We start from the raw sequence: 14,008 nt of genomic DNA, 5'->3' as shown, positions 1-14,008 counted from the left end.
TAGAATAAAGATAGTTACAACAAGAAAGAAGGAATCTATATGTACGATACTATTATTATCGGTGCTGGTCCTGCAGGAATGACTGCAGCCTTGTATGCTGCTCGAAGCAATCTCAAAGTAGGCTTGATTGAAGGTGGTCTGCCAGGTGGTCAGATGAATAATACATCTGATATTGAAAATTACCCAGGATACGCTAATATTAGTGGACCTGAATTGGCAGAAAAGATGTTTGAACCGCTTGAAAATCTTGGTGTTGAGCATATTTATGGTTATGTTGAAAATGTCGAAGATCATGGTGATTTTAAGAAAGTGATGACCGATGACCAAACATATGAAACACGTACAGTTATCGTAGCGACTGGTTCTAAACATCGTCCTTTGGGAGTACCTGGAGAAGAAGAACTGAACAGTCGTGGTGTTTCTTACTGTGCCGTTTGTGATGGTGCTTTCTTCCGTGACCAAGATTTGTTGGTAGTCGGTGGTGGAGATTCAGCGGTTGAAGAAGCCCTCTTCTTGACTCGCTTTGCTAAGACGGTTACCATTGTTCACCGTCGTGACCAACTTCGTGCCCAAAAAGTTTTACAAGACCGCGCCTTTGCGAATGAGAAAATCAGCTTTATCTGGGATTCTGTAGTGAAGGAAATTAAGGGCGAAAACCGAGTAGAATCTGTCGTATTTGAAAATGTGAAAACAGGTCAAGTGACAGAACAAGCCTTCGGTGGCGTCTTTATCTATGTTGGATTGGACCCTCTTAGCGATTTTGTTAAAGAATTAAATATCCAAGATCAGGCAGGCTGGATTGTGACAGATAACCACATGAAAACTGCAGTTGACGGTATCTTTGCAGTTGGTGATGTTCGCTTGAAAGACCTTCGCCAAGTGACAACAGCAGTTGGAGATGGAGCTATCGCTGGTCAAGAAGCTTACAAGTTTATCACAGAACATAGTTAATTATAAAAAAGTTTCCAATCAGATGACTGGAAACTTTTTATAGTCTATTTCGGAAAACTTCATACATGAGAATGGCCGCAGCAACACTGGCATTAAGGCTTTGAACATGTCCATTCATCGGAATGGTAATCATTTCATCAACCTGTTTTTTGATGTTGATAGAGATGCCTTTTCCTTCATTTCCGATGATGAGGGCGATTTTCCCTTTTGTATTCCACTTGTGGCAAGGGGTACCGTTCATATCTGTTCCAAAGATCCAGAAGCCTTCATCCTTGAGTTTGTCCAGAGTTTGGCTTAGATTGGTCACTCGAGCGATGGGAACGTGCTCAATAGCACCTGTGGCCGTTTTGGCAACGACAGGAGTAACTCCGACAGCACGGTGCTTGGGAATGATGACACCTGAAACATTGGTCGCATCAGCGGTTCTTAAGATGGAGCCTAAGTTGTGAGGGTCAGTTAATCCGTCCAGAATCAATAGTAAAGGATTTTCTTCTTGACGCGTTTTGGCAAGGATGTGGTCTAGCTCGCTATAGGCAAATTCAGACACTCGTAGAACAAAACCTTGGTGGACAGCACCTTCAGTCATCTCAGAGAGGGATTTTTTTGAAGTCCAAGAAATGGACACCTTTTTTTCTGTAGCCAGTTCCTTGACTTTCTCAACATTCTTACCTCGGAGATCTTCTTGGAGGTAGAGTTTGTTGCCAGTGTTTGCAAGGAGGGCTTCGGTAACGGCGTGGACGCCATAGACAATATCATTTGTTTTCATGCCTCTATTATAACACAAAACCCCGTATTGCAACGGGATTTTCTTTATTCTAGAATCAGTAAACCATCTTTAACTGCAAATGGGTCTTTTTCATTGATACGATCGTAAAACATGATACCGTTAATGTGGTCAATTTCATGCTGGACAACGATGGAGTTGTATCCTTTGAGCTTGATGCGGTGTTTTTCTCCATCCTTATCAAAGTAGTCAACAGTAACGCGGGCATGGCGAACTACGTAGCCAGGCACGTTGCGGTCAACAGAGAGGCAACCTTCTCCTTCGCCAAGAGCAGCGTCTTGAACAGAGTGAGAGACGATTTTGGGATTGTACATAATGGCTTGCAAGTCATAGGCTTCTTGTGGAGTTTCGCCTTCTTCAACAATATTAGGCACCAAAACAGCGATAATGCGTTTTGAGATATCTAATTGAGGAGCAGCAAGTCCAACACCACCGCGGAGCCCCATTTTTTCAGCCATGACAGGATCTTGGGAATGTTTCAGGAATTGCATCATCTTTTCTCCGAGAATGATTTCCTGGTCAGACAAGGGGAAAGTAACTTCCTCAGCAATCGCGCGTAGAGTCGGATTCCCTTCGCGGATAATATCTTTCATATCAATTAAGTGAGCAGCTTTTGTAATACGTTCTATAGCAGACATTTTCTCTCCTTTCATTACCTCTACATGATATCACAAAATGACAAGGATTGAAAGTATTACAACCTTTAGGATTTATAGAAAATAGATAGGAAGTTCAATTCAATTGTGAAAGAATTACTTATCTGTGATATAATAAAAAGAAAAGGCTTGCATTAGAAAGTAGGGAGAATGAAGATGCAAAGAAGACAAGATAGACATAAACGTGGACCAGTTTTTCATTTTGTGAGAGGCTTTGTAAACTTTTTTAGGAGTTATCGCAAGTGGAGTAATAAGGGATTTGTGGCGATACTCTTGCTAGCAGTTGCTTTATCAATGGGCTTGGTCTTGTTGTTTGAAAGTTTCCAAGGAATTCCATTGACTAGTCAAAAAAAGGATGCCATTTCTCAAGAAGCTAATAAGACGAATCAAAGTTCTAAAGATCAGGAAGAAGAAAAAAGTGCTCGTATCATGGCCCATGGAGATTTACTTTACCATGATATTATTTATATGTCAGCTAAAAAGGAAGATGGAAGCTATGATTTTCATGAGAATTTTGAATACGTAACTCCGTGGCTTAAGCAGGCAGATTTGGCTATAGGTGATTTTGAAGGGACCATTAATAAAGATCATTATCTAGCTGGCTATCCTTTATTTAATGCTCCTGTTCAAGTAATGGATGCTATTAAAGATGCTGGGTATCATGTTTTAGATCTAGCTCATAATCATATTTTAGATTCGCAAATTGAAGGAGTTATTTCAACGGCAGATGCAATTGAAAAGGCAGGAATGACACCTATTGGAGTTTATACGCACGAGTCACGTGATCAAGCTCCACTCGTTATCAAGGAAGTGAACGGTATCAAGGTTGCACTTTTGGCTTATTCTTATGGATTTAATGGAATTGAGCAAAGTATTTCTCAAGAAGATTATAACCGCTATCTTTCAGACCTAAACGAAGATAAGATGAAGGCTGAAATTGAGCGTGCAGAGAAGGAAGCGGACATTACTGTTATCATGCCTCAGATGGGTGTTGAGTATCGCATAGAACCGACTGACGAGCAAAAGGCTTTGTACCACAAGATGATTGAATGGGGAGCGGATATTATCTTTGGAGGCCATCCACACGTAGTTGAGCCATCTGAAATTGTTGAAAAAGATGGAGACAAGAAACTCATTATCTATTCAATGGGGAACTTTATTTCCAATCAGCGAATTGAAACAATGACTGGTGTAGACAATGCGAAGTGGACTGAGCGTGGTGTTCTTATGGATGTAACTGTCAAGAAAAAAGATGGAAAAACAACTATTGAAACAGCTAAAGCTCATCCTACTTGGGTCAATCGAACACCAAAGGGAACTTTTTCACCAGAAGGATATCCCTTATATCATTACCAAACCTATATCCTAGAAGACTTTATCGAGGGTGGTAGTCATCGTGATCAGTTGGATGAAGCGACTAAGGAACGAATTGATACAGCCTATAAAGAAATGAACGAACATGTGGGATTGAAGTGGGACTAGCTTGAATTCAGAGGAAAGTAAATGATGATTAAAGTAATTGCGACAGATATGGATGGGACCTTGCTGGATGCTAGAGGCCAGCTTGATCTCCCACGCTTGGAAAAGATTTTAGATCAGTTGGATCAAAGGGGCGTTCGTTTTGTCATCGCTACGGGCAATGAAATTCACCGCATGAGGCAACTACTGGAGCACTTGGTCGATCGAGTGGTTCTGGTTGTTGCCAATGGTGCTCGTATTTTTGAAAACAATGAACTGATTCAGGATCAGACTTGGGATGATGCCATTGTCGATAAGGCCTTGGCTTATTTCGAGGGTCGAGCGTGTCAGGATCAGTTTGTTGTAACGGGGATGAAGGGTGGTTTCGTCAAAGAAGGTACGATTTTCACAGACCTTGAAAGTTTTATGACTCCAGAAATGATTGAAAAATTCTACCAACGGATGCATTTTGTGGATGAATTAACCACTGACCTCTTTGGTGGTGTGCTCAAGATGAGTATGGTTGTTGGCGAGGAACGTTTGAGTTCGGTTTTGGAAGAAATCAATGACCTCTTTGATGGTCGTGTTCGGGCTGTATCGAGTGGCTATGGTTGCATTGATATCCTTCAAGCTGGGATTCATAAAGCATGGGGCTTGGAAGAATTACTCAAGCGTTGGGCCTTGAACTCCCAACAAATCATGGCTTTTGGCGACAGTGAAAATGATGTTGAAATGCTTGAAATGGCTGGAATTGCCTATGCGATGGAAAATGCTGATGATAAGGCCAAAGCTGTGGCTACTGCTCTAGCGCCAGCCAATAGCCAAGGAGGAGTTTATCAAATCTTGGAAAACTGGTTAGAAAAAGGAGAATGAAGTGGCAGTACAGTTATTAGAAAATTGGTTACTAAAGGAACAAGAAAAAATCCAAACCAAGTATCGTCACTTAAATCAGGTTTCTGTTGTAGAGCCAGACATTCTTTTTATTGGGGATTCCATTGTCGAATATTATCCTCTGCAGGAGCTGTTTGGGACTTCAAAAACGATTGTCAATCGAGGCATTCGAGGTTATCAGACAGGACTGTTATTAGAGAATCTGGATGCTCATCTATATGGTGAAGCAGTAGATAAAATTGTCCTTTTGATTGGGACAAATGATATCGGAAAATATGTACCTGTGAATGAGACTCTCAATAATCTCGAAGCTATTATTCAATCCATTGCTCGTGATTATCCATTGACAGAGATTAAATTGCTTTCTATTTTACCAGTTAATGAGGGAGAGGAGTACAAGCAGACAGTCTATATTCGTACGAATGAAAAAATTCAGAAATGGAATCAAGCCTATCAAGACCTTGCTTCTGCCTATATGCAGGTAGAATTTGTGCCAGTTTTTGATAGTTTGACAGACCAGGCAGGTCAACTCAAAAAAGATTATACAACTGATGGGTTGCACCTTAGTGTTGCTGGTTATCAGGTTTTGACAAAATCTTTGAAAGACTATCTTTTGTAGTTAATTGCTTTCCTTTTTGCATTTTTGTGTTAGATAAGGTATAATGGTTTTATTGTCTTTTGGGGTCGTTACGGATTCGACAGGCATTATGAGGCATATTTTGCGACTCGTGTGGCGACGTAAACGCTCAGTTAAATATAACTGCAAAAAATAACACTTCTTACGCTCTAGCTGCCTAAAAACCAGCAGGCGTGACCCGATTTGGATTGCTCGTGTTCAATGACAGGTCTTATTATTAGCGAGATACGATTAAGTCTTGTCTAGCGGCTTGATAAGAGATTGATAGACTCGCGGTTTCTAGTCTTGAGTTATGTGTCGAGGGACTGTTAAAATAATACATAACCTATGGTTGTAGACAAATATGTTGGCAGGTGTTTGGACGTGGGTTCGACTCCCACCGGCTCCATTGATAATTTACATTGTTTTGTAAATCTTTCTAAAACGTTGTTTTTACAACGTTTTTTATTTTATTCTTTGGTATTCTTTTGCAAAAAAAGAATACAACATTTTGTTGTATCCTAAATATTAAATCAAGTCCTGAATTTTCTTAAGTTTTTATCATATTTTCTGTTATAATTAAGGTGCCTTAAGAAAAATAATGAAAAAACTAAATGTTTTTCATATAGTTTTCATTGTTTTAATAGTTTAAAGTCAATCTTATTTTTCTCTAATAGAAAATAATGAAAAAGTAGGTTTAGAAAGAGGTAAGTATCTATGTCTTCTCATAAAAAAGTGTCACTCTCTGAGATTAATCAATCTATCGATACTCCAAATAACAATCATTTCTGGCAAAATTTAAATGCCTTTTTAGGTCCGGGTGCTCTTGTCGCAGTTGGTTATATGGATCCAGGAAACTGGATTACCAGTGTAGTCGGTGGTGCTTCCTATAAGTATAGTCTCTTGTTTGTTATCTTGATTTCATCTCTCATTGCCATGCAACTTCAGCAGATGGCAGGAAAGCTTGGTATTGTAACCCAGATGGACCTGGCTCAAGCAACGGCTCATCATTCACCTAAATGGCTTCGTTATAGTCTATGGGTGATTTTAGAATTAGCCTTGATGGCGACAGATCTGGCAGAAGTTCTAGGTTCAGCGATTGCTCTCAATCTTCTCTTTAAGATTCCGATTATGATAGCAATTCTCTTGACCGTGTTGGATGTTTTTCTCTTATTGCTTCTGATGAAATTTGGCTTTAAGAAGATTGAAGCTATTGTGACAACACTGATTTTAACCATTCTAGCAATTTTTACCTATCTGGTAGCTTTGTCACATCCAAGCTTCCAAGGAATCGTTGAGGGTTATCTACCGAATGCAACCTTATTTGAAAGTCCCTTGCCAGGGCATGAAAGTCAATTAACCTTGGCACTAGGGATCGTGGGAGCAACGGTTATGCCCCATAACCTCTATTTGCATTCTTCCTTGTCTCAAACTCGGAAAATCAATCACAAGGACAAGAATGATGTTCGAAAAGCCGTGCGCTTTATGACCTGGGATTCAAATCTCCAATTATCCTTGGCCTTTGTGGTTAACTCCCTTCTATTAATTCTCGGGGCGGCTCTCTTTTTCGGCCATGCATCTGAGATTTCTGCCTTCTCTCAAATGTATAATGCCTTGCAGGATTCTACTATTGCAGGAGTTATAGCTAGCTCGACCTTATCAACCTTGTTTGCCTTGGCTTTATTAGCCAGTGGTCAAAATTCGACAATTACGGGTACCTTGACTGGACAAATCGTTATGGAAGGTTTCTTGCATATGAGATTACCTCAATGGTTCATTCGTTTGGCAACTCGTCTCTTTGCCTTGTTGCCTGTCATGATTGTAGCGGTTCTGTTTGGTCATCAGGAAAAAACATTAGATCAGTTATTGGTTTATTCACAAGTCTTTCTTTCGATTGCTCTTCCATTTTCAATCTTCCCACTGATTTATCTAACTTCTAAGAAATCACTGATGGGAGAATTTACCAATGCCAAATGGAATACCATCCTTGGCTATATCGTTTCCATTATCTTAACAATTCTCAATGTGAAATTGTTATTTGATATTTTCTAAGAAATTCACCCGAGTTATAAAACAAGCATATAAGAAAAAAGATACCCAAGATTTCTTGGGTATCTTTTTTAAAATAAACGGAAGACATGGGATTCGAACCCACGCACGCTGTTACACGCCTACCGCGTTTCCAACACGGCCTCTTAAGCCTCTTGAGTAATCTTCCAATACTTACTCAAATAGTCTACCATAAAGGCTCTTATCTTGCAATAAAAATTTTGGAAATAAGAAAAATGATAGATTTTGAAAGAAAATGACAAAAAGCGCTTGACTTTGAAAGAAAGTGTGATAGAATGAATAGTGTAAACGATAACAGGAGGTGATTCAGTGTTAAAAACAGAGCGGAAGCAACTGATTTTAGAGGAGTTAAATCAACATCATGTAGTTTCTCTAGAAAAATTAGTTAGTTTGTTAGAAACGTCAGAATCAACGGTTCGAAGAGATTTGGATGAGTTGGAAGCGGAAAACAAGCTTCGTCGCGTGCATGGTGGAGCAGAATTGCCCCATTCCTTGCAGGAAGAAGAAACCATTCAAGAAAAATCTGTCAAAAACCTTCAAGAGAAGAAGTTGTTGGCTCAGAAAGCAGCCTCTCTCATCAAGGAACAAGATGTCATCTTTATCGATGCAGGAACAACAACTGCTTTTTTGATTCATGAATTGGTCAATAAGAATATTACTGTAGTAACCAACTCGATTCACCATGCTGCTCAGTTGGTTGAAAAGCAGATTCCGACTGTCATGGTTGGAGGAAGTGTCAAGATGGCGACAGATGCGAGCATCGGGGGCGTTGCTCTTAACCAGATTAACCAATTGCACTTTGACCGTGCCTTTATCGGGATGAATGGTGTGGACGATAGTTATTATACGACTCCTGATATGGAGGAGGGAGCTGTGAAGCGTGCTATTTTGGAAAACGCCAAACAGACCTATGTCTTGGTGGATTCGTCTAAAATTGGGCAAACTTGCTTTGCCAAGGTAGCACCACTCAAACGAGCTATTGTTATCACAAGTCAAGGGCATGAGCTCTTGCAGGTTATTAAGGAGAAAACGGAGGTAATAGAAGTATGATTTATACAGTCACACTCAATCCATCCATTGATTATATCGTTCGTTTGGACCAAGTTCAAGTCGGTAGTGTCAATCGTATGGACAGTGATGATAAGTTTGCTGGTGGGAAAGGAATCAATGTCAGTCGTGTTTTGAAGCGCTTAGATATTCCAAATACAGCTACGGGATTTATCGGAGGCTTTACTGGTAAATTTATCACAGATACTTTGGCTGATGAAGAAATCGAGACACGTTTTGTTCAAGTGGCAGAAGATACTCGTATCAATGTTAAAATCAAAGCAGACCAAGAAACAGAAATCAACGGAACGGGTCCAACTGTTGAGCCCGAACAACTTGAAGAGTTAAAAGCCATTCTTTCAAGTCTGACAGCAGAAGATACGGTTGTCTTTGCAGGTTCAAGTGCTAAGAATCTAGGTAATGTTATCTACAAGGATCTAATTGCCTTGACGCGTCAGACGGGTGCGCAAGTGGTTTGTGACTTTGAAGGACAGACCTTAATTGATAGTTTGGCCTACCAGCCGCTTTTGGTTAAACCAAACAATCATGAACTTGGAGCGATTTTTGGGGTTAAACTAGACAGTTTAGATGAAATTGAGAAATACGCGCGAGAGTTACTGGCTAAAGGTGCTCAAAATGTGATTATCTCTATGGCTGGTGATGGTGCCCTTCTTGTCACATCTGAGGGAGCTTACTTTGCTAAACCAATCAAGGGGACAGTCAAAAATTCAGTTGGGGCTGGTGATTCTATGGTCGCTGGATTCACAGGTGAATTTGTCAAATCAAAAGACGCAGTAGAAGGCTTCAAATGGGGAGTGGCTTGCGGAACGGCAACTACCTTCTCGGATGACTTGGCAACAGCAGAATTTATTAAAGAAACATATGAAAAAGTTGAGGTAGAAAAACGATGAAAATTCAAGACCTATTGAGAAAAGATGTTATGTTGCTGGATTTGCAGGCGACTGAAAAAACAGCTGTCATCGACGAGATGATTAAAAGCTTGACAGACCACGGTTATGTGACAGATTTTGAAATCTTTAAAGAAGGAATTTTGGCGCGTGAAGCTCTCACTTCTACTGGTTTGGGTGACGGAATCGCAATGCCTCACAGCAAAAACGCTGCTGTCAAAGAAGCGACTGTTCTCTTTGCTAAGTCAAACAAGGGTGTTAACTATGAGAGCTTGGATGGACAAGCAACTGACCTTTTCTTTATGATTGCAGCTCCAGAAGGTGCCAATGACACCCACTTGGCAGCCTTGGCAGAATTATCTCAATACTTGATGAAAGACGGTTTTGCTGACAAACTTCGTCAAGCAACATCAGCTGACCAAGTCATTGAACTCTTTGACCAAGCTTCAGAAAAAACTGAAGAGCCTGTTCAAGTACCTGCTAATGAAACTGGTGACTTTATCGTAGCCGTTACAGCTTGTACAACAGGTATTGCCCACACTTACATGGCTCAAGAAGCCCTTCAAAAAGTGGCTGCTGAAATGGGTGTTGGGATCAAGGTCGAAACTAACGGTGCCAGTGGTGTTGGTAACCAACTAACTGCAGAGGACATCCGCAAGGCTAAAGCTGTTATCATCGCAGCAGACAAGGCAGTTGAAATGGATCGTTTCGATGGCAAACCATTGATCAATCGTCCGGTTGCTGACGGTATCCGTAAAACAGAAGAGTTAATTAACTTGGCTCTTTCAGGAGATGCTGAAGTTTATCGTGCTGCTAATGGAACAAAAGCTACAACAGCCTCTAACGAAAAACAAAGTCTTGGTGGTGCCTTCTACAAACACTTGATGAGTGGTGTATCGCAAATGTTGCCATTTGTTATTGGCGGTGGTATCATGATTGCCCTTGCCTTCTTGATTGACGGTGCTTTGGGTGTTCCAAATGAAAATCTTGGTAATCTTGGTTCCTACCATGAGCTAGCTTCTATGTTCATGAAAATTGGTGGAGCTGCCTTTGGTTTGATGCTTCCAGTCTTTGCAGGTTATGTTGCCTACTCTATCGCTGAAAAACCAGGTTTGGTAGCAGGTTTCGTGGCTGGTGCTATTGCCAAAGAAGGTTTTGCCTTTGGTAAAATTCCTTATGCCGCAGGTGGTGAAGCAACTTCAACTCTTGCAGGTGTCTCATCTGGTTTCCTAGGTGCCCTTGTTGGTGGATTTATCGCAGGTGCTTTAGTTCTTGCTATCAAGAAATACGTTAAAGTTCCTCGTTCACTTGAAGGTGCAAAATCAATCCTTCTTTTGCCACTTCTTGGAACAATCTTGACTGGATTTGTCATGCTAGCTGTTAATATCCCAATGGCAGCAATCAACACTGCTATGAATGACTTCCTAGGTGGTCTTGGAGGAGGTTCAGCTGTCCTTCTTGGTATCGTCCTTGGTGGAATGATGGCTGTTGACATGGGTGGACCAGTTAACAAAGCGGCTTATGTCTTTGGTACAGGTACGCTTGCAGCGTCTGTTTCTTCAGGTGGTTCTGTAGCCATGGCAGCAGTTATGGCTGGAGGAATGGTGCCACCACTTGCAATCTTTGTCGCAACTCTTCTTTTCAAAGATAAATTTACTAAGGAAGAACGCAACTCAGGTTTGACAAACATCATCATGGGCTTGTCATTTATCACTGAGGGAGCAATTCCATTTGGTGCCGCTGACCCAGCTCGTGCGATCCCAAGTTTCATCCTTGGTTCAGCAGTAGCAGGTGGACTCGTTGGTCTTACTGGTATCAAACTTATGGCGCCGCACGGAGGAATCTTCGTGATTGCCCTTACTTCAAATGCTCTTCTTTACCTCGTTTCTGTATTGGTAGGAGCAATCGTAAGTGGTGTGGTTTATGGTTACCTACGCAAACCACAAGCAGTTAAATAAAAGGGAACTATATACCAGTTTAAACCAACCACAAAATGTAGTATTTCAACAATATCGAAAAAGACGATTTCCGTTTGGAAATCGTCTTCTCACTATTTCAATAGTTCATACTCAAATAATTTACTTTCAAGCTCATTCTCATAGTAATCAGCTAACCTTGTTTTAAGTTCTTTTAGTTTAGTGTTAACTTTTTCATTGTTGAATATCTTTTTATCATTACCATCTTTGTATGATGTATTTATGTCCAATTCAATTTGATAAGTACCATAATTGTATTTTGGATTATATTCTTGAGTATTTTTAGCTAGTTCAAGTAATTCATCAAAGACGCCTAGCAACATTAAGTCAGCTCTATCAAGTTTTCCATATTTTTCTTGTTCGACCAATTCTTTACGAACTAGAGAGTTCTCATCTAGGCACATTTCGTTACTATAAAACTTTCCATCAGAACCATCAAAGCTCAAACAATGATTTTTTTGAGAGATACAAGTCCATAATGTAGCTTTTCTAAGAAAATCTGTATCCTCTGTATACAAATCCCCTTTATCAGCAGTTGTGTAGTAAATATCCCTTTCATACCAGTTTTTTTGAGGGTATTGCTTGGCAACAAATAAAGCAGTTTGCTCTGCGTAATTATTTGTTCTAACTTGACTACCTCGTCCATGATAAATAGCAATTCTAGTCATTCTTATGTCCTGCGGAGTAGTACCAAAACCACTGGCTTCTATAACCGCTAAAATATTGTCATTATAAACAGGTTTTCCATAGCTTTTTAATGGTACTTCTTTACCATCGTAGCCAGTAGCAATTTTAGATAACACATCTGTTTTTAACTTTTTAGAATAGTATTCTCCTAGCGTTTTGTATACTTTTTTTATAGTGACATGCTTCACATCTTTAAGAATAGCATCCTCAGGTACATCAATGACTGCTGCTCCTTTCCCAGTTCCCCATTTTTTATTATCTCTCCATATTTCTTTAGCAGTTACAGTAATACTTTCAGTTTCGTTATCTTGATCGTTTTTCCAAAGTGCTACCAAAACGGAACTTTCTTGTGCTTTAAAGTTCCCTCTGTTTGCTAGAAAACCATTAATAAAGATTTTTTGCATTAGACCAACTGATTTCCAATACTTAACAGGAGCAAATAAAATATAATAGTCGTTTTCATCTCTCATAAAGTATTTTTCAAAAGACCAAACAAATTGATTTAGCAAATCTTTTGCATGGTTACTATCACCCACAAATTCATCGGACATCAATTTCCTTATATAGCTAAATTTATCTATCGATTTAACATTTCCTTCTTGAGCCCGAGCTAATTCGCTAGAATAAGGGGGATTTTCAAAACCAATAATCGCAACATTTTTGTCATCTATGATTTCTTGTAATGTATTATGTTTTCCATCTGTTTCCATTGGAATCGATAAAAACTCTTCTGCTAAAGCATCCCCACCTGTTACTAAGTTCCCCTTGTTTGCTTGTACAATTGAAAGTGGTGGTATGATAGCCCTCACCTTTCCAATATATTTGTTATACAAAACAAGCCATTCTTTTATTTCATAAGTATTCAAGATAACATGGCCTAACTCTTCTTCAGTTAAATAATGCTCTAATGCTCCTGTACCAGCACATCTATCCAAAATAACATAGTCCATATTTTTAGGAAGACTGCTAATAGCTTGACGAACAAGTTTAGTTGCTTCTTTAACATAAGGTAATGGTGTATAAAACGCTCCTAAATCTTTTCTATTTGCAGGGTCATTTAATGCGTCCATCACGGTGTCAAAATCGCTTTCGTCTCCACACCAAGGTAAGATATAGTTTTCGACTATTGAATTAGACGGTTGTTTGAGCATCTCAAACATTTGAGATTTTGTTGTTGTTTTATCGTGACGGTATATGTAGTTCGCCCACCCTAAAATGTTTGGAAAGCCAATTTCAAACTTTTGATACTCGTCTATTTGGAATAATTCACGCAATTCACGATTTTTAGGGCTCTTTGGTTGAAAAACATCAAATTCAATTACTTTTTCAGGATTAGTAGCATCTTTTAAAGTCTTCTGATTTACATTTTTTGATGCACTATTCGTATAATTTTGTAAAATTTCTAAACGATATTTAGTTGCATCATAAACACTAGCACGATTTTTATTAATATCAACTAAAACGATTTTGCTTGGTATAGGAATACCACCTTTAATCCTTAATTTAGACAGATAGTGGATAGCTTGAGTAAGCACAGCATTAAGATCAGCAATGCTATTTTTAAATTCAAACAGAGATCCGTTAACGATACCATCAGTATTTTCGATTAAAATATCTTTTTCATCAAAACCGAAATTTCTCCAGAAAAATAAATTGTCTGCTCTTTCATTTCCAGATTGCCAACTTCTATCAATAGCTAGAGGCGTCATTTTACACCTCCAACAATCAACTCATTGAGTTGAGAAACAACAGAAAAGACCTTCTCACAAAAATGTGAAAAAGTCTGTTTTAGGGCTTGACAAAAAATACGCTTGATTACATAATCAGCGTGAGCTGTGAGCTGTGAGCTGTGAGCTGTGAGCTGTGAGCTGTGAGCTGTGAGCTGTGAGCTGTGAGCTGTGAGCTGTGAGCTGTGAGCTGTGAGCTGTGAGCTGTGAGCTGTGATTGCGTTCATACCAATCATT

11 protein-coding genes, 1 tRNA gene and 1 other RNA gene are annotated in these 14,008 nt (G+C 39.6%); 9 read left to right on the top strand and 4 right to left on the bottom strand.

Translation table 11 applies throughout. From position 1 onward, the window contains the following. Positions 1-39: 39 nt before the first annotated feature. Positions 40-951, top strand: coding sequence for a thioredoxin-disulfide reductase (gene trxB / locus D8855_RS06745; RefSeq protein WP_049509552.1), 912 nt, complete (start codon positions 40-42; stop codon positions 949-951). Positions 952-988: 37 nt separating this feature from the next. Here the strand turns inward: trxB and rlmB are convergent, their stop codons facing one another. Next, a complete protein-coding gene (gene rlmB / locus D8855_RS06740; RefSeq protein ID WP_049509549.1) occupies positions 989-1,717 on the bottom strand; it encodes a 23S rRNA (guanosine(2251)-2'-O)-methyltransferase RlmB in 729 nt (242 codons plus the stop codon). Between the two features lie 44 nt (positions 1,718-1,761). Then, positions 1,762-2,373 carry a peptide deformylase gene (gene def, locus D8855_RS06735; RefSeq protein WP_049509547.1) on the bottom strand — a complete coding sequence of 204 codons (612 nt, stop codon included), beginning with the start codon at positions 2,371-2,373 and terminating at the stop codon, positions 1,762-1,764. A 174-nt stretch (positions 2,374-2,547) separates the two neighbouring features. Here def and D8855_RS06730 point away from each other — a divergent pair, with 174 nt between their 5' ends. The 5 genes from D8855_RS06730 to D8855_RS06710 all read left to right on the top strand — a co-directional run bounded on the left by D8855_RS06730 (position 2,548) and on the right by D8855_RS06710 (position 7,408). Beyond that, on the top strand, positions 2,548-3,873 hold the full coding sequence (locus D8855_RS06730) for a CapA family protein (protein ID WP_080977834.1): 1,326 nt from the start codon (positions 2,548-2,550) through the stop codon (positions 3,871-3,873). A 21-nt stretch (positions 3,874-3,894) separates the two neighbouring features. Beyond that, the gene (locus D8855_RS06725; protein ID WP_125416661.1) at positions 3,895-4,722 is read left to right on the top strand and encodes an HAD family hydrolase; all 828 of its coding nucleotides are present in this window, start codon (positions 3,895-3,897) and stop codon (positions 4,720-4,722) included. A gap of 1 nt (position 4,723) precedes the next feature. Then, entirely contained in the window at positions 4,724-5,359 is a 636-nt protein-coding gene (locus D8855_RS06720) for an SGNH/GDSL hydrolase family protein (protein WP_125416659.1), read from the top strand. Positions 5,360-5,420: 61 nt separating this feature from the next. After that, positions 5,421-5,768: a transfer-messenger RNA gene (gene ssrA, locus D8855_RS06715) on the top strand. A gap of 305 nt (positions 5,769-6,073) precedes the next feature. Continuing rightward, complete coding sequence (locus tag D8855_RS06710) at positions 6,074-7,408, top strand: Nramp family divalent metal transporter (protein ID WP_125416657.1); 1,335 nt, start codon at positions 6,074-6,076, stop codon at positions 7,406-7,408. A gap of 78 nt (positions 7,409-7,486) precedes the next feature. Here the strand turns inward: D8855_RS06710 and D8855_RS06705 are convergent. Continuing rightward, positions 7,487-7,574 (bottom strand) — tRNA-Ser (locus D8855_RS06705). Positions 7,575-7,735: 161 nt separating this feature from the next. Here D8855_RS06705 and D8855_RS06700 point away from each other — a divergent pair. From D8855_RS06700 to D8855_RS06690, 3 genes are read left to right on the top strand one after another with little or no spacing between them, the layout of a single operon-like run. Continuing rightward, the gene (locus tag D8855_RS06700) at positions 7,736-8,476 is read left to right on the top strand and encodes a DeoR/GlpR family DNA-binding transcription regulator (protein WP_125416655.1); all 741 of its coding nucleotides are present in this window, start codon (positions 7,736-7,738) and stop codon (positions 8,474-8,476) included. Continuing rightward, entirely contained in the window at positions 8,473-9,384 is a 912-nt protein-coding gene (gene pfkB / locus D8855_RS06695) for a 1-phosphofructokinase (RefSeq protein ID WP_125416653.1), read from the top strand. Before D8855_RS06700 ends, pfkB begins: the two co-directional genes overlap by 4 nt. Continuing rightward, positions 9,381-11,339, top strand: coding sequence for a fructose-specific PTS transporter subunit EIIC (locus D8855_RS06690; RefSeq protein ID WP_125416651.1), 1,959 nt, complete (start codon positions 9,381-9,383; stop codon positions 11,337-11,339). The genes pfkB and D8855_RS06690 overlap by 4 nt, the downstream gene beginning before the upstream one ends. 92 nt (positions 11,340-11,431) lie before the next feature. Here the strand turns inward: D8855_RS06690 and D8855_RS06685 are convergent, their stop codons facing one another. Beyond that, on the bottom strand, positions 11,432-13,753 hold the full coding sequence (locus D8855_RS06685; RefSeq protein WP_023947000.1) for a hypothetical protein: 2,322 nt from the start codon (positions 13,751-13,753) through the stop codon (positions 11,432-11,434). Positions 13,754-14,008: the final 255 nt, after the last annotated feature.

This window comes from Streptococcus mitis (assembly GCF_003942685.1).
Lineage (GTDB): Bacteria > Bacillota > Bacilli > Lactobacillales > Streptococcaceae > Streptococcus > Streptococcus mitis_CD.
This window is presented reverse-complemented; position numbering and strand designations above follow the sequence as displayed.